Source organism: Halomonas rhizosphaerae (assembly GCF_030010555.1).
Classification (GTDB): Bacteria; Pseudomonadota; Gammaproteobacteria; order Pseudomonadales; family Halomonadaceae; genus Halomonas; species Halomonas rhizosphaerae.
On record NZ_JASCQP010000032.1, the window covers coordinates 54,138 to 72,140 of the forward strand.

An 18,003-nucleotide genomic window follows, 5' to 3' on the forward strand; every position below is an offset into this window, starting at 1 on the left:
GGCCTTGCCCGGCCCCGGATCTCCTCAGCCCTGGACGTCGTCGAACTCGAACGCCAGTTGCGCCACCAGACGGTCGAAGTCGGCAAGCAGCTGCTCGGCCGATGACGCGCCCAGATAGACATGGGCCAGCGCAAAACTGTAGGCGTCCTGCTCGGGCAAGGAGGAGAGCCGCTGCCCCTCCTCCACCTGCACGGCGATCTGGCAACCGGGGAAGTCGGCCAGGAGTTCCGCGAGCTCCGCGTCGGTGGGGACCCGTGTCACCACCGCATCGGTAAAGAATACCCGGTGGAAGAACTTGGCCGCCATGGGAAACTCGCCCTCGCGATGGGGCATGTCGGGACGCAGGCCCAGACCCAGGTCGATGGTGACCTGCTGGTTGCTGACGCCATCGACCTTCTCGAAGAGGTCGCAATGCGACTGGGAGATGCGCGTGTTGATCTCCAGCAGCCAGATGCGCCCCTGCACTTCGTCCCAGAAGTACTCGACGTTGAAGGCGGCGTTGTCATAGCCGATATGGGTCATGATGGTGTCGGTCAACTCGACCATGGTGGCCTGGACATCGTCGGGCAGCCCCGAGGGGTAGCGGTAGTGGAAGAAGCTCAGCACCTGCGGGTAGCGCAGGGAGTCGACGATACCGTAGCTGACCACCTCCCCCTGGAAGACGTAGCCCTCCACCGTGCACTGCCAGCCACCGATGATCTCCTCGGCCATGCAGTAGTGGCCGTCCACGGCGGCGATCTCCGGGGGCAGCCGGGCATGCTCGAGTACCGTGTTGAAGGGGTCGGCGATGCTCCCGATGGAGTCCCGAAGCTGCTCGATGGCGTGATAGAAGTCCTCGGGCGTCTCGATGCGAAAGCCCAGTCGCGAGCCCGAGGACTTGATCGGCTTGACGAAGAAGGGAAAGTAGAGCCCGGCCTCGCCGATGCGGGTCATCGCCTCATCGTCGAAGGGATCGAAGGCGGCGAACGCCGGGATATGGGCGGGAATCACTTCGCGCTGGACGCGGCGGCTCCAGTACTTGTGCTCGCACTTGAGCAGGCTCGTTAGCGAAGTGCTGCGGGTGCCGAAGCGCTCGCAGAGGATCGGCAGCATGGTCGAGACGGGAAAGTCCATGTAGCCGACGATGGCGTCGATGGTGCCCTCGAAGGCTTCGAGCTGTGCCGTGGCCTCCGCCAGCATGGCGGCGATGTCGAATTCTTCCGTGTCATAGACCGCCTCAGGGGCGATCACCCCGTGGAAACGCCACTGCCCGGCACCGCGTAGCGTCTCGAGACGCTGGCGGTTGAAGTCGTTGAGCCCCACCACGAAGATGTTCTTGACCTCGGCCATTGTCCTGCCCCCTCTGTCGCGCGCCGGACCCGGCGCCTTCGAGCAGCATAGTCCAGTGCGCAAGGGATGCAGGGTCAGCCATGCCGATCGGGACCAATGGCGTCCTCTCCTTCTCTGCCGCGCTGCAGGCGGTCGATGGCCTCGCCGCCCTGGCCGGCCAGGGCCGCCAGCCGATCGATCTGGTCGTCCAGCCTCGGCAGGGCCTCGCGGCGATAGCGGGACAGGTCGTCGATGGCTCCCATCACCTCGCCGAAGGCCTGCTCCAGGGCCTCCATGTCGAGCATCGCCGACGAGGCCCGCTGCTGGATGTCCACACCCTGCTGGCGCAGCGCCCGCGCGGTCCCCCCGATCATCTCCGAGGTCGTGGTGTTGAGCGCCTCGACGCGGTCCAGCACCAGGCGCTGGTTGGCGATGGCCAGGGCGACGGTGACCGCCACGGTGAGCGCCGAGACGGTGACGTTGATGGCGCGGTCGACGCCCCGGATCAGCTCGCGGTTGTTGCGGATGATCACCTCCAGCGCCAGCACGCCCTGCTGGCTCACCGCCAGCTGCTGCTGCAGGTCGACGATGCGCTGGCGCAGCGGGAACAGCAGCTCCTCCTCGAGGAAGCGCCGCTTGGGATCTTCCTCGTCGCGACGGGCGATGGCGGTCTGCAGCCGCTCGTCGATCAGCCGCCCCAGGGCGACCTGGCGCTCCAGCTGGTCGAGGCTCTCGCGCAGGGACTGCTGGTCGTCGGCCAGGGTGAGGTTGTCGCGATGCAACATGTCGCGCCCCCCCTCCAGGTCGACGATGATCGCATCCAGCGCCTGCTGGGCCGTCTCGAACTTGCGGAAGTAGCGCTGCAGGCGACTGCTGGCCCCCGGGAGCAGGGCCAGCACGCGGTCAAGCGGGCGCGGCGACAGGCGGTGCCGGGCGGGGTCCAGTTCCTGCATCCGGCCGCGCAGGTCGACCAGGGCCTTGGCCACGGGGCCGCCCTCATCCCCGTGGTGGGCCAGCTGGCGCAGCGGGGTCTGCAGCATGGCGCTCTGGTGGGCGGCCTGCTGCTGCAGCTCCAGTCCCAGCTCATCGATGGCGCGGCGCTGGCGCGCCAGGGCGTCCGCATCGCCGCCGGCGACCAGCTCGTCGACGAAGGCATCGGCCCGGGCCGCCAGCGACGGGTCGTCTGCGCCGCCGTGCGATGCGCTCCCGTCCAGCTGATGGGCGATCTCCTCCACCGGAGGCAGCGACAGGCGGGTGCCACGTTCGGGTTGCTGGGTCATGGGCACCTCTCGAAGGATAGCGACTGGCGTGTGAAGGGCCGACCTCAGGACTTGCCACGCCCGTATCGGTCGGCACGGGAGACGAAGCGGCGCAGCTCCTCCAGCGCCTGCTCGGTGGTGACCGAGGCCTGGGGGCGCCCGGTCTCGATGCGCGCCATGGACACGGCCGTGTCATCGAGGACGGTCAACGCCGACTCGTTGCGCGCGGCCAGCTCGCGCAGCCCCTTCTCGGTCTCCTCGAGCAGCTCCAGCCGCCGCACCAGGGCGGCACGCTCCTGCGCCCCCAGCTGCCGGCCCTCGCGACTCAGGCGACGACGAACGAAGTCACCGTCCACGTTCGCCACGCCGCTGGCCCGGGAGGCCATGGCGTCGAGGGTATCCACCACCCCGCGGCAGACCTCGACCACCAGCCCCCGGGCGCGGGCGAAGGCCAGCTCGCCGCTGTCGAAGCGGCTCCCCAACACGCCCAGCACATGGCGGTAGCGACTGTAGACGCGGTCGGCCTGGACCGCCAGGTCGGGGCGCCGGGCGTCGATCAATCCCTGCTTGGCCCGGCACAGGGCCAGCACCAGGTCGTCGGCATCCGCCGGTGGCCGAGCCGGGTCGAGCACCGCCAGGTCGGCCTCGTGGGCATCGCGCTGCTGCTGGGCTCGGCTACGCGCGGCCTCGGTCGCCTGCCCCGCCTGCCGGCGCTTCTCACGCCGCCGAGCGAGCCAGCCACGCAGGCGACGCTCCAGCGGCAGCGCCACCGGAATCGCCACCAGTCCCACCAGCCAGCCCGTCAGGGTCGGGCCGAAGCCGCCCCACAGCGAGGTCAGCCACAGCAGCATGCTGATGAAGGGTACCACCAGGGCGTAGCGCACGATGACCTGCAAGCGGCCGGGCGGCTCGACCGGCACGGCCAGGCGCGGATTGACCATCCCCACCAGCAGCCAAGGCAGGCAGGTCAGGAAGAGGCCATAGGAAAATCCCTGCAGGAATCCCAGCATGGGCTGACCATCCTTTATCCGTCAGAGGAGAGGCATTGCAGGCTGCTAGAGTAACAGGGTAAGGACCAAGGCCACGACGCCCACCAGCAGGGCGATGCTCACCGCCACGACCACCACCCGGTCAAGCCAGCGATCGAAGCAGGCCCAGTCGAGCCGGCGCCGCTGGCGTCGACGGGTGGCTCCACGACGTGGCGCGCCGCGGCCGGTGCGGATGAGGGTCATGGTCGAAGTCCGATTTCACCATTGTTCCCTGAGCTTACGGCCTGCCGCGGCGGCTGGCCACTGCCATCGACGGTGATCGAGCCGATGGCCCGGTTCAGTGCTTGACGCGCCGGTTGACCACGCTGGGCGCCCGACGCAGGCGCTCCTCCTCGCCCAGTGACTCGGCCTCGAAGGCATCCGCCCCCACCGGGGTCTCGCCATGGCGACGGTAGAGCTGGGTGAGCATCGCCTTGCGGTCGGTGCGCAGCTCACGGACCAGCACCACCACCATCATGTAGAGGATGAAGGTGAACGGCAGCGCCGAGAGTACCGAGGCCGACTGCAGCCCGGTCAGGCCGCCGGCGGCGATCAGCGTGAGGCAGATGGCGGCAATCAGCACGCCCCATGCCACCCGCTTGAACAGCGGCGGGTTGATGGAGCCGGCGTCGGTCATCTGCGCCACGATATAGGAGGCGGAGTCCGCGGAGGTGACCAGGAAGATGAAGATCAGCAGCATCGCCACCACCGACAGCGCCCCGGAGAAGGGCATCAGCTCGAACATCTCGAACAGCGCCACGGTGATGTTGTCCTGAGTGGCCGCGGCCAGGCCGACGTCGGCACCGAGCTCCATGTTGATGGCGGCACCGCCGAAGACGCCGATCCACAGGCAGGCCAGCAGCGGCGGGATCAGCAGCACGCCGAGCACATACTCCTTGATGGTGCGACCGCGCGAGACCCGCGCCACGAAGGTGCCGACGAAGGGCGACCAGGCGATCACCCAGGCCCAGTAGAAGATCGTCCAGCTGCTTGCCCAGGTGCTCTCGCTGTAGGGCGAGATACGCAGGCTCATGCCGATGAAGTTCTGCAGGTAGTCGCCGAGGCCCAGGGTGATGGTCTCGAGGATCGCCACCGTGGGGCCGGTGACCAGCACATAGAGCATCAGGCCGATACACAGGATCATGTTGAGGTTGGAGAGGCGCTTGATGCCCTTGTCCAGGCCCGACCAGGTCGAAGCCATGTAGGCGAGAAACATCGCGAACAGGATGATGAACTGCCACAGAGCGTTCTCGGGCAGGCCGAAGACGGCGTTGAGCCCACCGTTCATCTGCAGTACCCCCAGCCCCAGGGAGGTGGCCACGCCCATCACCGTGGCCACCACCGCGAAGATATCCAGCCAGGAGGCATAGGGACGCACCCTGGGATGCTTGGCGGTCACCGAGGAGAGCACCGAGGAGACCAGGCCGGCCTGCCCCTTGCGGAACTGGAAGTAGGCGATGATCAGCCCCACCACCGAGAAGGCCGCCCACTGGTGGATGCCCCAGTTGAAGTAGCTGTACTGGATGGCATAGCGCGCCGACTCGACGGTCTCGGCCGGCACGTCGCCGTAGGGCGGGTCGATATAGTGGGTCATGGGCTCGGCCATGCCGTAGAACACCAGCCCCACGCCGAAGCCCGCGGCCAGCAGCATGCTGATCCAGGAGAAGAAGCTGAAGCTCGGCGAGCTGTCCTGGGGCCCCAGGCGGATCTTGCCGTACTTGCTGAAGGCCAGGCCCAGCAGGAAGAGCACGAAACCGAACACCGAGAAGAGGTAGAACCAGCCGAACAGCCGGGTGGTGGTCGAGAGCGCGGCGCTGGCGGCGGCGCCGAAGCCGTCGGGAAAGGCGGCGCCCATCGCCACCAGTGCCAGGATGATCAGGGCCGAGATGGCGAAGACGCGTTGTCCTCCATGATTCGCCATAAAGAGGCGTCCTTTGTCGAGGGCTTGTACAAGATTCATGCTACCAGAGAGACCGGACGCTATCATGCCGACCCGCGGCCGGCCCAGCCCGTCGGGCGGCCTGCCCCTCGGCGACGCGGGCATTGCATTCCACCCCGGCCGCCCCGATGCTGGAGAAACTCAGCAGGCTAATTGTTTCCGGAGTTCCCCACGACATGTCCCGACTCGCCGACACGCCCCTTTCCGTGCTCGACCTGGCCCCGATCCGCGAGGGCGGCAGCGCCGCCGACAGCTTTCGCGAGAGCTTGGCGCTGGCTCGGCTCACCGAGCGGCTCGGCTTCACGCGCTACTGGCTGGCCGAGCACCACAGCATCGAGGGCATCGCCAGCGCCGCCACCGCGGTGCTAATCGGCCATATCGCCGGCGCCACCGAGCGGATCCGGGTGGGCAGCGGTGGCATCATGCTGCCCAACCACCCGCCGCTGGTGGTGGCCGAGCAGTTCGGCACCCTGGAGACCCTCTATCCCGGGCGCATCGACCTGGGCCTGGGGCGCGCGCCGGGCTCCGACGGCCCCACCATGGCCGCCATGCGCCGCGACCCCCATGCCGGCGTCGATGACTTCCCCCGGCGACTGGCCGAGCTGCAGGGCTATCTCGACGACGAGCGCCCGGGCCAGCGAGTGCGGGCGGTGCCCGGTCAGGGCACCCGGGTACCACTCTGGCTGCTCGGCTCCAGCGACTTCAGCGCCCGCCTGGCGGCCCGAGAGGGGCTGCCGTTCGCCTTCGCCGCCCAGTTCGCCCCGGCCCAGCTGTTCGAGGCGCTCAAGCTCTATCGCGACAACTTCCGGCCCTCGGCGGTCCTCGAGGCGCCCCATGCCATGGTCGGCCTGCCGGTGATCGCCGCCGAGAACGACCTCCAGGCGGATTACCTCGCCTCCACGGCCCGCCGCAAGTTCCTGGGCATGATCCGCGGGCAGCGCACGAAGGCCCTGCCGCCGGTGGAAGCGCTTGACTGGTCGCCCAGGGAGCAGGCCCAGGTGGAGCAGTTCCTGGGCGCCGCGGTGATCGGCGGCCCCGAGACCGTGCGCGAGGGCCTGGAGCGCTTCCTGGAGCTGACCGGCGCCGACGAGCTGATGCTCAATACCGATGTCTACGCCGCCGAGGACCGGCTGAGAAGCTACGAGATCGTCGCCGAGATATGGCGCTCATGACCCGGGCCGACACCTCTCGACCGACCCTTGGCCATCTCGTCGACGGCTTCCGGCGCATGGCGCCGCTGTCGCTGTTCGTGATCGTCTTCGGGCTGGCCTTCGGCGTGGCGGCTCTGCAGCAGGGGCTCTCCGCGTTCGAGACCCTGCTGATGAGCGGCCTGGTGTTCGCGGGGGCGGCCCAGTTCGCGACCCTGGAGCTGTGGGGCGATACCATCCCGCTGCTGCCGCTGGTGGCCATCACCCTGGCGATCAATGCCCGTCACCTGCTGATGGGCGCCGCCTTCTACCCCCACCTGCGCGACCTGCCCAGCGGGCGTCGCTACGCCAGCCTGATCCTGCTCAGCGACGCCAACTGGGCCATGGCCATGACCGGGGAAACCACGGCAGCCCGGCTGGGCATCCTGGTCGGCGGGGGCCTGGCCCTGTGGTCCACCTGGATGATCGGCACCGGCCTCGGCGTGGCCTTCGGCAGCGGCATCAGCGAGCCGGACCGCTTCGGCCTGGATGCCATCATGGGCTGCTTCCTGCTGGCCATGCTGGTAGGTGACAAGCGCGACCTCGGCGTGCTGCTGCCCTGGGGCGCCGCGGCCCTGGCGGCCCTGGCGGCGATGGCCTGGCTGCCGCCCCATGCCCACGTGATCGTCGGAGCACTGGCGGGCGGCGTGGTGGGCCTGCTGCTGCCCCCCCCGCGCAAGGAGGCGGCACCATGACCCTGACGGCCGCCAACGGCGGCGTGCTGCTGGCCATCGGGCTCATGGCGCTGGTCACCTACCTGACCCGCGCCGGCGGGGTCTTCGTGATGGCCCGGGTGCCCATCGGCCCGCGGGTCGAGCGCTTCATCAACGCCATGGCCGGCTCGGTGCTGGTGGCGGTGATCACCCCCATGGCGGTGAACGGCGACGGCGGGGCCCGGATGGCCCTGGTCGCCACGGCGGGGGTGATGCTGGTGCTGCGCAAGCCATTGCCGGCGATCACCGCCGGGATCCTGACCGCCGCCCTGTGGCGGCTGGTCGCATCCTGAGCCCTCCTCGGAACGAAGCGCCCCGCGCGCTTTCCAAGGGACAGTCATTCACGGGGTGCCGGCCGGGCCGGCGCCCCTTTTCAGACACCGGAGTCCCGTATGCCCGATCCCCATGACCCGCGCCGCGATTCACAGCAGAATGCCGCCTGGCGCGCCGCCCGAGAGTGGCAGACACGTGCCCGCCAGACCCGCGCCGACGGCCCCTTGGGCGGCCTGAAGCTGCTGCTCACCTGGCTGCTGTTCGGCGCCATGATGATCGTCGCCATGGTGCTGGGGCTGTTCTTCCTGCTCATCGGCTGGGCGATGATGCCCTTCCTGCGCCACCGCATGAAGAAGCAGATGGAGAAGATGCGCGCCGACCGGGCCGAGGACGTGGACGGCAGCGTCCACTACCGCGAGACCCGCTATCGAGAGGGGCGCGACGCCGGCGGCCGCTACCGCGAACAGCAGGTGCTGGAAGGCGACTATGAAATCAAGGACGGGGAGGTCAGGGACGAGGCGCGCCGGGACCCCGGCCGCCCCTGAGAGACAGGACCCGCCATCACGGCGGGTCATCCGTCATACCGGAGGAGCTCTGGCGGTATCGGCTCAGCCGATGTCGGCCGGGCGCAGCACCGCCACCGGGCAGCGCGCCTCGTGGAGCACCTCGTGGCTGACGCTGCCGGCCACCACCTGGGAGAGCCCGCTGCGGCCGTGGGTGGTCATGGCCAGCATGGTGTCCTGGCAGTCCGCCAGGTAGCTGACGATGGCGTCGGCCGGATCGCCATGCAGCACCTCCCAATCCACCTCCATGGCATGGTCGGCCCTCAGGCGCCGCGCCAGGCCATGCACATAGCCGGACTCCATCACGTCGGCATGGCCCCCATCGAGCGGCACCGCCGCGGCGGCACTGGTGTCGATCACCTGCAGCAGCTGCAGGCGGGCGTCCAGCCGCTTGGAGAGTGCCACCGCATGGGGCAGGATCGCCTCGGAGAGCGCCGAACCGTCCACGCAGACCATCAGCACCTCCACCTTGCGGTGGGCGCCGGCATCGAAGCGCGGCCCGCACAGGAAGACCGGCCGGTTCGCGCGTCGTACGACGCCGGCGGTGACGCTGCCGATCAGCATCTCCGGTACCGGGCGCCGCCCGTGGGCCATCATGCACAGCCCCACCGCCTCGCGGCCGGCCAGCTGGCCCAGGTAGTCCTTGGCGCTGTCGTGGACCGCCACCTCGACGGTGACATCCCCCGACGGCTGGTCTGCCAGGCGCGACTGCAGGGCCGCCCGCCGGGACTCGGCCCGCTCCTCGCTGGCCACCACTGAGGTCACGCAGAGCGGCACCGCCAGCTGGCGGGCCAGGTGCTGGCCGAGCGCCAGGGCCCGCTGGGAAGCGTCGCTCTCGTCCATCGCCACATGCATCTTGTCCATCGTCGGACTCCTCTGGATCGCGTTGTTCTTGAAATGTCGGTAATGGATATCAGGATGACTTGCGGACCTGCGTCCGCGCCGTCCGGCGCCCGAGGCCGGGCAGGGGCCGGTGCAGCAGGGCATAGGCCAGGGCGCCGACCACCACGCCCCAGAAGGCCGAACCCAGCCCCAGGAAGCTCATCCCCGATGCCGTGGCGATGAAGGTGATCACCGAGGCCTCCAGGTGGTCCTTGTGGGCGGCGAAGGCGCTGAGGTTGCTGGTGATGGCACCGATCAGCGCCAGGCCCGCCAGCACCGCGACGAACTCGCCGGGCAGCGAGGTGAAGAGCAGCACGATGGTACCGGCGAAGGTGCCACCGATCAGGTAGAAGACCCCATTGGCCACCCCGGCCACATAACGCTTGTCGAGATCCTCGTGGGCCTCCTTGCTGGTGCAGATGGCCGCCGTGATCGCCGCGATCACCGTGGTGATCCCGCCGAAGAAGGCGGTGACGAAGGAGGTCAGGCTGGTCAGGGTGACGATGGGCCTGGCCGCGGTGTTATAGCCGGCGCTGCGCAGGATGGCCATGCCCGGCAGGAACTGCCCGGTCAGGCTCACCAGCACCAACGGGATGGCCAGGCTCAGGGTGGCGTTCCAGGTCCACTCGGGACGGATGAGGGTCGGCTGGGCCAGCTGCACCGTCACCCCCTTCAGGCTGGCCCCCTCGAGGACCACGGCCAGGCCCACCCCGACCACCAGCAGCGCCACCAGGCTGTAGCGGGGCGTCAGCCGCTTGAACACCAGGTAGGCCAGGAGCATGCCCAGCGTCAGCGCCGGCACCGACTCCAGGGAGACGAAGACCCCGACCCCGAACTGGAAGAGGATGCCCGCCATCATGGCGCTGGCGATGCCCGGCGGGATCATCTGGATGATGCGGTCGAAGGAGCCGGTAATGCCGATCACGAAGATCACCGCCGCCGCCGTGAGGTAGGCCCCCACCGCCTCGTTCAGCGACAGGCCGGGGAAGAGCGTGACCAGCAGCGCCGTGCCCGGGGCCGACCAGGCGGTGACCACGGGCACCTTCAGCCAGAGACTGAGCGCGATCCCCGAGACGGCGGCGCCGATGGAGATCGCCCAGACCCAGGAGGTCATCATGGCCGTCGAGATCTCGGCGCTCTGGGCCGCCTGGAAGAAGATCGCCAGGGGGCCGGAGTAGGAGACCAGCACCGCCACGAAGCCGGCGGTGATCGCGGGTATCGACCAGTCCTTGTGAAGTCGCATGCAACGTCTCTCCGTCACACCTCAGGCGACGCCGAGGTGGGTGTCGAGGATGGTGGGATCGTCCTTCAGGCCCCGGGCGTCGCCGCTGTAGACCACTTCGCCCTTGACCAGCAGGATGTGCTTCTCGGCCACCTCCAGCAGGTTGTCGATGTTCTTGTCGACGATGATGGTAGCGATGCCGGAGGCCTTGATCTCGTTGATGATCTTCCAGATCTCGTCGCGGATCAGCGGCGCCAGCCCCTCGGTGGCCTCGTCGAGGATCATCAGGTCCGGGTTGAGGGTCAGCGCCCGGCCGATGGAGAGCATCTGCTGCTCGCCCCCGGAGAGGAAGGAGCCGTCATGGTTGATGCGCTGGCCGAGCCGCGGGAAGGTGTCCAGCACGCGCTCCAGCGTCCAGGGCGACTCGCCCCGCTCGTTGGGCCGGGCGGCCATCACCAGGTGCTCGCGCACGCTGATCCCCGGGAAGATGCCGCGCCCTTCCGGCACGTAGCCGATGCCCTGGCGGATCAGCTGCCAGGGGCGTCGCTTCGCCGCCGGGACGCCCTTGATGTGCACCTCGCCGCGCCGCGGCGGCACGAAGCCCAGGATCGACTTCAGCGTGGTGGTCTTGCCCATGCCGTTGCGCCCCAGCAGGCTCAGCGTCTCGCCGGGCATCAGGGTGAGGTCGACGCCGTGCAGGATGTGGCTCTCGCCATAGTAGGTATGGAGCCCGCGGGCATCGATCAGCGGGGTGATCTGCTGTTGTGCCGTCATGCCGTGGCCTCCTCGTGGTGGCGACCGAGATAGACGTCACGCACCTTCTCGCTGGCGCGGATCTGCTCGGTGGGCCCGCTCTCCAGCACGCAGCCGTCCACCATCACGGTGATGCGGTCGGCCAGGCGGAAGACGCTGTCCATGTCGTGTTCGATCAGCACCAGGGTGTAGCGGTCGGTGAGGCTCTCGAGCAACTCCGTCACCTGGACGGTCTCCTCGCGGCCCATGCCGGCCATGGGCTCGTCGAGCAGCATCAGGGTGGGTGCCGTGGCCAGCACCATGGCGATCTGCAGCTGGCGCTGCTCGCCGTAGCTCATGTCGGCGGCCGGGGTATGGGCGCGGTGGACCAGGTGGCAGGTCTCGAGCACCTCGAGGGCCCGCTCGCTGACCTGGCGTGCCCGCTGGCGGGAACGCCAGCTGCCGAACACGCCGCCCAGGTGGATGCGGGCGGCCAGCTCGCAGTTCTGCAGGCAGTCGAGGCGCGGGAAGATGTTGGTCTTCTGGTGGCTGCGGCCGATGCCCATGCGGGCGATCTGGCGCACGCTCTTGCCCTGGATCGGCTTGCCGTGGAAGAGCACCTCGCCTTCCGAGGGCGGGATCTCCCCCGACAGCAGGTTGATCAGGGTGCTCTTGCCGGCGCCGTTGGGCCCGAGGATGGCGTGGATCTCGCCCGGCCGGACATCGAAGTCGACGCCGTTGACCGCCACCAGGCCGCCGAAGCGGCGGGTCAGGCCATGGGTGGCCAGGATCGGTTCTTGGCGCATGGCTTACCCCTCCTTGTGCGGGATGGTGGCGGGATGGAGGTGCGCTGCGACGCCCTCCTCTTCCTCGACTGCCTTGGGCTTCCTGCGGGCCCAGGGCGGCGCGATGATCAGCCCGGCGATGCCGCGCGGCAGCACCAGCACCGCGGCGATGATGGTCAGGCCCATCAGGATCGGCCAGTGAACGGTCAGGTGCTCGTAGACGTAGAGCAGGATCTCGTAGGCGAAGGCGCCGAGGATCGGGCCGAAGATGGTGCCCATGCCGCCGAGGATCAGCATCATCAGCACCTCGCCCGAGGTGTGCCAGCCGAGCTGGGCCGGGTTGGCGAAGCCGTACTGCATGGCGGCCAGCATGCCGGCGATGGCGGCCAGGACCCCGGCGATCACGAAGGCGACCAGCTTGTAGCCGCCGGTGGCATAGCCCAGCGCCTGCATGCGGCGCTCGTTGTCGTGGATGCCGTCGAGCACCTGCCCGAAGTAGGAGCGGGTCAGCCAGCGCAGGAACAGGAAGCCGGCAACCAGCATCCCCAGGCAGAAGTAGAAGAAGGTCTGAGGGTTGTCGAGGTCCAGCAACATGGTCTCCCCTGCCGTCAGGGTGGGGCGGAACATGATGAAGACCCCGTCCGTGCCGCCGGCGAAGGGCGCGGTGCTGATCAGGTAGAAGAGCATCTGGCCGAAGGCCAGGGTGGTCATGATAAAGAAGATGCCCTTGGTGCGGATCACCAGCAAGCCCACCACCAGGGCGGCGACGGCGGCCACCAGCATCACCAGCGGCAGCATCCACCACAGCGAGGCCGCATCGAAGTCGGGGCTGGCCAGCGCCAGGGTATAGGCGCCGAGGCCGAAGAACAGCGCGTGGCCCAGGCTGACCAGGCCGACGATGCCCACCAGCAGATCCAGGCTCATGGCGAAGAGCGCCAGGATCACCATCAGGGTCAGCTTCTCCAGGATGAAGTCCGACTGGTCGCCGAACAGCGCCGGGCCCCAGAGCGGGAAGATCGCGACGATGGCCAGCAGGACCAGCATGATGACGGCGACGCGCTTGGGATATCTATGCAACATGTCTCGTCCTCCTCAAGCGAACAGGCCGCGGGGCTTGACCAGCAGCACGGCGGCCATGATCAGGTAGATCACCATGCTGGCGATGCTCGGAATCAGCACCGAGCCGAAGGTCTCCGCCATGCCGATCAGGATGGCCCCCCAGAAGGCGCCCTTGATCGAGCCGATCCCGCCGATGACCACGACGACGAAACAGGTGATCAGGATGCTGTCGCCCATGCCCGGGGTGATGGAGGTCAGGGGGGCGGCGATCATCCCGGCGAAGGCGGTCAGTGCCACGCCGACGCTGAAGATCAGGGTGAAGAGGGTGCGCACGTTGATGCCCAGGCCCTCCACCATGTCACGGTTCACGGCCCCCGCGCGGATGATGATGCCCAGCCGGGTATGGCGGATCACCCAGTAGATGATGCCGGCCAGCGCCAGGCAGACGCCCATCACGAACAGCCGGTAGACCGAGTACTGCAGGTTGTCGGTAAGCTGCAGGCTGGCGTCGAAGGGCGCCGGGATCGCCACGCTGTGGACGTCGCCGCCCCAGATGATGCGCTGCGCCTCGTTGATCACCAGGATCAGGCCGAAGGTCAGCAGCACCTGGTAGAGGTGGTCGCGCTTGTAGAGCGTATCCAGGAACAGCCGCTCGATGACCAGCCCCAGCGCGACGGCGATGGGAATGGCGATGAGGATCGCCAGCCAGAAGTTGCCCAGCCGCAGGGTCAGGTCCCAGACCAGGTAGGCCCCGATCATGTACATGGCCCCGTGGGCCAGGTTGATGATGCCCATGATGCCGAAGATCAGGGTCAGGCCGCTGGCGATCAGGAACAGCAGCAGTCCGTACTGCAGCCCGTTGAGGAGCTGCACACCAAAGAATGCGAGATCCATGACGATCTCCTCCGCGATGGAAGGGGCGAGCCAGGCTCGCCCCGGGAAGTCAGACGTTCACCGGTTCACATCTGGCAGGCGTCGTCCGGCACCTCGAGCTGCTCGGCGGCGACGCCGACCACCTCGTGCTTGCCGTCGCGGATCTCGCGCAGGTAGACGTTCTGGATCGGATGGTGGGAATCGGAGAAGCTCATCAGGCCCCGCGGGCTCTCGAGCTCTACACTGGCCAGGGCCTCGATCAGGGCGTCCCGGTCCTCGGTGTTGCCGCCGACCGCGTCGAGCGCCTGGACCAGCATGGCGCCGGTGTCATAGCCCTGCACCGAGTAGGTGTCGGGGGTCACCTCAAAGGCGGCCTCGTAGGCCGACACGAAGGCCCGGTTCTCCTCGCTGTCCAGGGTCTCGGCATAGTGCATGGTGGTCAGCACGCCCTCGCCGGCACCGTCCATGGCCGCGATGTTGCCCTCGGTGAGGAAGCCCGAGCCCATCAGCGGGATGCTCTCCTTGAGGCCGGCGGCGGCATAGTCGCGCACGAAGCTGACCCCGCCGCCGCCGGCGAAGAAGGTGTAGACGGCGTCCGGGGCGATGCTGGCGATCTGGGTGAGGTAGCTCTGGAACTCGGTGCTCGGGAAGGGCACCAGGATCTCCTCGACGATCTCGCCGCCCTCCGCCTCGAAGGCCTCCTTGAAGCCGGCCACGTCCTCCTTGCCGCCGGCGTAGTCCCAGGTGATGGTCACGACCTCGCGGTGCCCCCGGTCATGGGCGACCTTGCCCATCGGGAAGCTGTTCTGCCACATGCTGAACGAGGTGCGGAAGACGTTGGGCATGCACAGCTGGTTGGTGGCGGCCTCCAGGCCGGCATTGGGGATGATGGTGATGGCGCCGGACTGCTTGGCCACCCGCAGCATGCCCATGGCTACCCCGGAGTGGACCGGGCCGATGACGAAGTCGACGCCATCGCCCTTGACCAGGCGACTCATGTTCTGGGGGGCCTTGGAGGGGTTGGCCTCGGAGTCGAGCTCCACGTACTCGACCTCGCGGCCGCCGAGCTGGCCGCCGTTCTGCTCGATGGCGAGCTTCAGGCCATTGGTGATGGCCTCGCCCAGCGCCGTGTAGGTGCCGGAGTAGGGCAGCATCAGGCCGACCTTGACCGGATGGTTGTCGGCCATGGCGGCGGATGCGGACATGAGGGTAACGGTGCCCAGCACGGTGGCGAGGGCGGTCTTCTTGAGGTTCTTCATGGGGATTCCCAGGGGTCAGTTATTGTTGGAGCTTGGTGCTCTGTAGGGGACGTCCCTGTCCCGCTCATGCTCTTGCGTCGTCGTCAGACGTGGTAGACGTCGATGACCTGGTGGATATAGTCGTTGTTGAGTTGCACGACTTTTCTGGTGATCAGCGGCGTCTCCCCCGACACGTCCAGGGTGTAGAAGGCGCTGCCGAAGTAGCTGTCGGTCTTCTTGTAGCGGTGGCTCAGGGTGTGCCAGTTGAAGCGCAGCTCCACCGTGTCGCCTTCCTCCTTCAGCACCTCGAGGTTGGTGATCTGGTGGGTGGTGCGCGGCTCCGGCGTGCTCGCCCCGCTGCGCTCGGTCTTGATCCGGTAGACCCGGTCCTCGAGCCCCTCGCGGTTCGGGTAGTAGATCAGCGAGATCTCGGCCTCGGGGTCCCGGGTCAGCTGGTCGTCGTCGTCCCAGGCCGGCATCCAGAACTCGGCGTCCTGGCGGTAGCACTCCAGCCACGCGTCCCACTGGCGGTCGTCGAGCAGGCGCGCCTCGCGGTACAGGAAGGCCTGGATATCGTGGTAGCTGATGCTCATGGTCTCTCTCCTCAGGCGGACGCGGTGGCGATAAACTGGCTGCGTTCCTTGTCGATGGCGCGCAGCATCTCCTCGACCCAGTGCTTGTGGTGCAGCACGTAGAGGCCCTCGTCTTCCGGGGAGGCCCCGCTGAGCAGCGGCTTCATGTCGATCGCCTGGGCGTTCTCGTCGGCCCCCTCGATCCACTGCCTGGCGCCGCGCGAGAGGTCGTTCCACTCGGCCAGCGCGCCGTGGTAGCCGTCCTGGCAGGCGCGGAACTCCTCCAGGTCGTCCGGCGTGCCCATGCCCGAGACGTTGAAGAAGTCCTCGTACTGGCGGATGCGCACCCGGCGGTTCTCCGCGGACTCGCCCTTGGGCGCGAAGCAGTAGATGGTGACCTCGGTCTTGTCCACGGACAGTGGGCGCAGCACGCGGATCTGCGTGGAGAACTGGTCCATCAGGTAGACGTTGGGGTAGAGGCAGAGGTTGCGGGTCTGGTTGACGATGGAGTCGGCCCGCGCCGCGCCGAGCTCGGCCTCGATCTCGTCCTTGCGGGTGTAGACCGGGCGCACCTCGGGGTTGAGCAGCCGGGTCCACAGCATCATGTGGCCGTTCTCGTAGGAGTAGAAGCCGCCCTGGCTCTTCGACCAGCCGTCGGCGTCCACCGCCTTGGTGCCGCCGGCGTCGTAGTTGCGGCGTTCCATGGTCGAGGCGTAGTTCCAGTGCACCGAGCTGACGTGGTAGCCGTCGGCGCCGTTCTCGGCCTGCAGCTTCCAGTTGCCGTTGTAGGTGTACGACGAGGTGCCACGCAGGATCTCCAGGCCTTCCGGCGCCTGGTCGACGATGTTGTCGATGACCTTGGTGGTCTCGCCCAGGTACTCCTCGAGCGGCGGGACGTCATCGCTCAGGCTGCCGAACAAAAAGCCCTTGTAGTTGGCGAAGCGCGGCAGGCGCTTGAGGTCGTGGGAGCCTTCCTGCTTGAAGCCCTCCGGGTAGGCGCCGTTCTTCTCGTTCTTGGCCTTGAGCAGCTTGCCGTCGTTCTTGAAGGTCCAGCCGTGGAAGGGGCAGGTGAAAGTGCCCTTGTTGCCCTGCTTGCGGCGGCACAGGGTGGCGCCGCGGTGGGCGCAGGCGTTGATCAGGCCGTGCAGCTCGCCCTGCTTGTCGCGGGTGATGACCACCGGCTGGCGGCCCATGGTCACGGTGTAGTAGTCGCCCGGCTCGCTGATCTGGCTCTCGTGGGCCAGGAACAGCCAGTTGCCCTCGAAGATGTGCTTCATCTCCAGGTCGAAGAAGGCCGGGTCGGTGAACATGCTGCGGTGGCAGCGGAAGATGCCGTTGTCGGCGTCGTCGACGACGGCGCCGCGGACACGTTCCTCGAGTTGGTCAAGCTGAGTGGTCATGATCCATCTCCTCGTTTGTTATCGGGGCCCGCTCTTGGCGGGCCTCTCAGGTCGTCAGGGGTGCCGATCAGACCTTGGCGGTGCCGGCAAGCTGGCTGTGGCGGTCCTGCTCGTCTTCCTTGGCCCGCGGGCGGGCGTGGCGCACCTGCAGCTCGGGGGCGTCGGTCTTCGCCAACTCGATGTCGAACACCACCTCGGAGAAGGGGCCGTCCAGCTCGCGCCGGGCGATCTCGGCCGGGTCCTCGATGCGGTTGGCCGGCACCACCAGCTCCTCGCGGGTGGCGAAGGCGAAGTCGTCGAAGGTGTAGGGGTCGCCGGCCAGGTTGATCTGGGTGGTCAGGTGCTTGTGGCCCGGGGCGGAGATGAAGTAGTGGATGTGCGCCGGGCGCTGGCCGTGACGGCCGAGCAGGTCGAGCACCTGCTGGGTCGGGCTGTCCGGCGGGCAGCCGTAGCCGGAGGGGATGATGCTGCGCGCGGTGTAGCGGCCCTCGGCATCGGTAAAGATGCTGCGGCGCAGGTTGTACTCGGACTGGGTCGGGTCGAAGAAGGAGTAGCCGCCCTTGGAGTTGGCGTGCCAGATCTCGACCTTGGCGCCGGCGACGGGGTGGCCGTCGACGTCACGCACCTGGCCGGTCAGCCACATGGTCTCGCCGTCCTGGTCCTTGCCGTCGTCCATGCGCGCGAAGCCCTCGGCCTCCGGGGCGCCGGCCACGTAGAGCGGGCCCTCGATGGTGCGCGGGGTACCGCCCAGCAGGCCGCGCTCGCGGTCGGCGGCGTCCATGCGCATGTCCAGGTAGTGGTCGAAGCCCAGTCCCGGGGCCAGCAGGCCGAACTGGGTGCCGTTGCCCAGCGCGTTGAGCACGCTGACGGCGGACCAGAACTCCTCGGCGCTGACGTCGTAGTCGTCCATCAGCCGGAACAGGTCGGAGAGCAGGCGGTGCATGATCTGCTTGGCGCGCTCGCTGCCGCC

Annotated in this window: 19 protein-coding genes; 4 read left to right on the top strand and 15 right to left on the bottom strand. The window is 68.1% G+C overall.

Translation table 11 applies throughout. The annotated features are described in order from the left end of the window. Positions 1–24: 24 nt before the first annotated feature. The 5 genes from QLQ83_RS15245 to QLQ83_RS15265 form a co-directional block, all read right to left on the bottom strand. Positions 25–1,329, bottom strand: a complete 1,305-nt coding sequence (locus QLQ83_RS15245) for an ATP-grasp domain-containing protein (protein WP_282736373.1) — start codon at positions 1,327–1,329, stop codon at positions 25–27. A 74-nt stretch (positions 1,330–1,403) separates the two neighbouring features. Next, complete coding sequence (locus QLQ83_RS15250; RefSeq protein ID WP_282736374.1) at positions 1,404–2,588, bottom strand: toxic anion resistance protein; 1,185 nt, start codon at positions 2,586–2,588, stop codon at positions 1,404–1,406. 44 nt (positions 2,589–2,632) lie between these two features. Then, positions 2,633–3,577: a cobyrinic acid a,c-diamide synthase gene (locus QLQ83_RS15255; protein WP_282736375.1), complete on the bottom strand. Its 945-nt coding sequence runs from the start codon at positions 3,575–3,577 to the stop codon at positions 2,633–2,635. A gap of 45 nt (positions 3,578–3,622) precedes the next feature. After that, positions 3,623–3,799 (bottom strand): hypothetical protein, encoded by a 177-nt coding sequence (locus tag QLQ83_RS15260; protein WP_278032636.1) that lies wholly within the window; start codon positions 3,797–3,799, stop codon positions 3,623–3,625. 94 nt (positions 3,800–3,893) lie between these two features. Further along, on the bottom strand, positions 3,894–5,516 hold the full coding sequence (locus QLQ83_RS15265; RefSeq protein ID WP_282736376.1) for a BCCT family transporter: 1,623 nt from the start codon (positions 5,514–5,516) through the stop codon (positions 3,894–3,896). 194 nt (positions 5,517–5,710) lie between these two features. On the opposite strand from QLQ83_RS15265, the gene QLQ83_RS15270 reads away from it, so the two are divergent. The 4 genes from QLQ83_RS15270 (at position 5,711) to QLQ83_RS15285 (ending at position 8,252) form a co-directional block, all read left to right on the top strand. Beyond that, complete coding sequence (locus QLQ83_RS15270) at positions 5,711–6,706, top strand: LLM class flavin-dependent oxidoreductase (protein ID WP_282736377.1); 996 nt, start codon at positions 5,711–5,713, stop codon at positions 6,704–6,706. Then, positions 6,694–7,416 (top strand): AzlC family ABC transporter permease, encoded by a 723-nt coding sequence (locus tag QLQ83_RS15275; RefSeq protein ID WP_326521416.1) that lies wholly within the window; start codon positions 6,694–6,696, stop codon positions 7,414–7,416. Before QLQ83_RS15270 ends, QLQ83_RS15275 begins: the two co-directional genes overlap by 13 nt. Next, positions 7,413–7,727, top strand: a complete 315-nt coding sequence (locus tag QLQ83_RS15280; protein WP_282736378.1) for an AzlD family protein — start codon at positions 7,413–7,415, stop codon at positions 7,725–7,727. Before QLQ83_RS15275 ends, QLQ83_RS15280 begins: the two co-directional genes overlap by 4 nt. A 99-nt stretch (positions 7,728–7,826) precedes the next feature. Next, positions 7,827–8,252 (top strand): hypothetical protein, encoded by a 426-nt coding sequence (locus QLQ83_RS15285; RefSeq protein WP_282736379.1) that lies wholly within the window; start codon positions 7,827–7,829, stop codon positions 8,250–8,252. Between the two features lie 63 nt (positions 8,253–8,315). On the opposite strand, the gene QLQ83_RS15290 is transcribed toward QLQ83_RS15285, so the two are convergent. The 10 genes from QLQ83_RS15290 to catA all read right to left on the bottom strand — a co-directional run. Further along, on the bottom strand, positions 8,316–9,134 hold the full coding sequence (locus QLQ83_RS15290; RefSeq protein ID WP_282736380.1) for a universal stress protein: 819 nt from the start codon (positions 9,132–9,134) through the stop codon (positions 8,316–8,318). 49 nt (positions 9,135–9,183) lie between these two features. Further along, a complete protein-coding gene (locus QLQ83_RS15295) occupies positions 9,184–10,395 on the bottom strand; it encodes a benzoate/H(+) symporter BenE family transporter (RefSeq protein WP_282736381.1) in 1,212 nt (403 codons plus the stop codon). Positions 10,396–10,416: 21 nt separating this feature from the next. Further along, entirely contained in the window at positions 10,417–11,148 is a 732-nt protein-coding gene (locus QLQ83_RS15300) for an ABC transporter ATP-binding protein (RefSeq protein WP_282736382.1), read from the bottom strand. Continuing rightward, complete coding sequence (locus QLQ83_RS15305) at positions 11,145–11,912, bottom strand: ABC transporter ATP-binding protein (protein WP_282736383.1); 768 nt, start codon at positions 11,910–11,912, stop codon at positions 11,145–11,147. The genes QLQ83_RS15300 and QLQ83_RS15305 overlap by 4 nt, the downstream gene beginning before the upstream one ends. A gap of 3 nt (positions 11,913–11,915) precedes the next feature. Beyond that, positions 11,916–12,971 (bottom strand): branched-chain amino acid ABC transporter permease, encoded by a 1,056-nt coding sequence (locus tag QLQ83_RS15310; RefSeq protein ID WP_282736384.1) that lies wholly within the window; start codon positions 12,969–12,971, stop codon positions 11,916–11,918. A gap of 12 nt (positions 12,972–12,983) precedes the next feature. Continuing rightward, positions 12,984–13,844, bottom strand: a complete 861-nt coding sequence (locus QLQ83_RS15315) for a branched-chain amino acid ABC transporter permease (protein WP_282736385.1) — start codon at positions 13,842–13,844, stop codon at positions 12,984–12,986. Positions 13,845–13,909: 65 nt separating this feature from the next. Further along, positions 13,910–15,082: an ABC transporter substrate-binding protein gene (locus tag QLQ83_RS15320; RefSeq protein WP_282736386.1), complete on the bottom strand. Its 1,173-nt coding sequence runs from the start codon at positions 15,080–15,082 to the stop codon at positions 13,910–13,912. Between the two features lie 83 nt (positions 15,083–15,165). Further along, positions 15,166–15,654: a benzoate 1,2-dioxygenase small subunit gene (gene benB / locus QLQ83_RS15325; protein WP_282736387.1), complete on the bottom strand. Its 489-nt coding sequence runs from the start codon at positions 15,652–15,654 to the stop codon at positions 15,166–15,168. 11 nt (positions 15,655–15,665) lie between these two features. After that, entirely contained in the window at positions 15,666–17,033 is a 1,368-nt protein-coding gene (locus QLQ83_RS15330; RefSeq protein ID WP_282734305.1) for a Rieske 2Fe-2S domain-containing protein, read from the bottom strand. Positions 17,034–17,100: 67 nt separating this feature from the next. Next, positions 17,101–18,003 (bottom strand): catechol 1,2-dioxygenase (gene catA / locus QLQ83_RS15335; RefSeq protein ID WP_282734304.1); only part of this gene is annotated, 903 nt, incomplete at its 5' end.

What these genes read in the sequence shown, in the direction of transcription:
- QLQ83_RS15245 (WP_282736373.1), bottom strand. Translation starts at nt 1,329, where the DNA reads ATGGCCGAGGTCAAGAACATCTTCGTGGTGGGGCTCAACGACTTCAAC.
- QLQ83_RS15290 (WP_282736380.1), bottom strand. Translation starts at nt 9,134, where the DNA reads ATGGACAAGATGCATGTGGCGATGGACGAGAGCGACGCTTCCCAGCGG.
- QLQ83_RS15285 (WP_282736379.1), top strand. Translation starts at nt 7,827, where the DNA reads ATGCCCGATCCCCATGACCCGCGCCGCGATTCACAGCAGAATGCCGCC.
- QLQ83_RS15275 (WP_326521416.1), top strand. Translation starts at nt 6,694, where the DNA reads ATGGCGCTCATGACCCGGGCCGACACCTCTCGACCGACCCTTGGCCAT.
- QLQ83_RS15270 (WP_282736377.1), top strand. Translation starts at nt 5,711, where the DNA reads ATGTCCCGACTCGCCGACACGCCCCTTTCCGTGCTCGACCTGGCCCCG.
- QLQ83_RS15260 (WP_278032636.1), bottom strand. Translation starts at nt 3,799, where the DNA reads ATGACCCTCATCCGCACCGGCCGCGGCGCGCCACGTCGTGGAGCCACC.
- QLQ83_RS15310 (WP_282736384.1), bottom strand. Translation starts at nt 12,971, where the DNA reads ATGTTGCATAGATATCCCAAGCGCGTCGCCGTCATCATGCTGGTCCTG.
- QLQ83_RS15315 (WP_282736385.1), bottom strand. Translation starts at nt 13,844, where the DNA reads ATGGATCTCGCATTCTTTGGTGTGCAGCTCCTCAACGGGCTGCAGTAC.
- QLQ83_RS15330 (WP_282734305.1), bottom strand. Translation starts at nt 17,033, where the DNA reads ATGACCACTCAGCTTGACCAACTCGAGGAACGTGTCCGCGGCGCCGTC.
- QLQ83_RS15320 (WP_282736386.1), bottom strand. Translation starts at nt 15,082, where the DNA reads ATGAAGAACCTCAAGAAGACCGCCCTCGCCACCGTGCTGGGCACCGTT.
- QLQ83_RS15300 (WP_282736382.1), bottom strand. Translation starts at nt 11,148, where the DNA reads ATGACGGCACAACAGCAGATCACCCCGCTGATCGATGCCCGCGGGCTC.
- QLQ83_RS15295 (WP_282736381.1), bottom strand. Translation starts at nt 10,395, where the DNA reads ATGCGACTTCACAAGGACTGGTCGATACCCGCGATCACCGCCGGCTTC.
- QLQ83_RS15305 (WP_282736383.1), bottom strand. Translation starts at nt 11,912, where the DNA reads ATGCGCCAAGAACCGATCCTGGCCACCCATGGCCTGACCCGCCGCTTC.
- QLQ83_RS15280 (WP_282736378.1), top strand. Translation starts at nt 7,413, where the DNA reads ATGACCCTGACGGCCGCCAACGGCGGCGTGCTGCTGGCCATCGGGCTC.
- QLQ83_RS15265 (WP_282736376.1), bottom strand. Translation starts at nt 5,516, where the DNA reads ATGGCGAATCATGGAGGACAACGCGTCTTCGCCATCTCGGCCCTGATC.
- QLQ83_RS15250 (WP_282736374.1), bottom strand. Translation starts at nt 2,588, where the DNA reads ATGACCCAGCAACCCGAACGTGGCACCCGCCTGTCGCTGCCTCCGGTG.
- QLQ83_RS15255 (WP_282736375.1), bottom strand. Translation starts at nt 3,577, where the DNA reads ATGCTGGGATTCCTGCAGGGATTTTCCTATGGCCTCTTCCTGACCTGC.
- benB (WP_282736387.1), bottom strand. Translation starts at nt 15,654, where the DNA reads ATGAGCATCAGCTACCACGATATCCAGGCCTTCCTGTACCGCGAGGCG.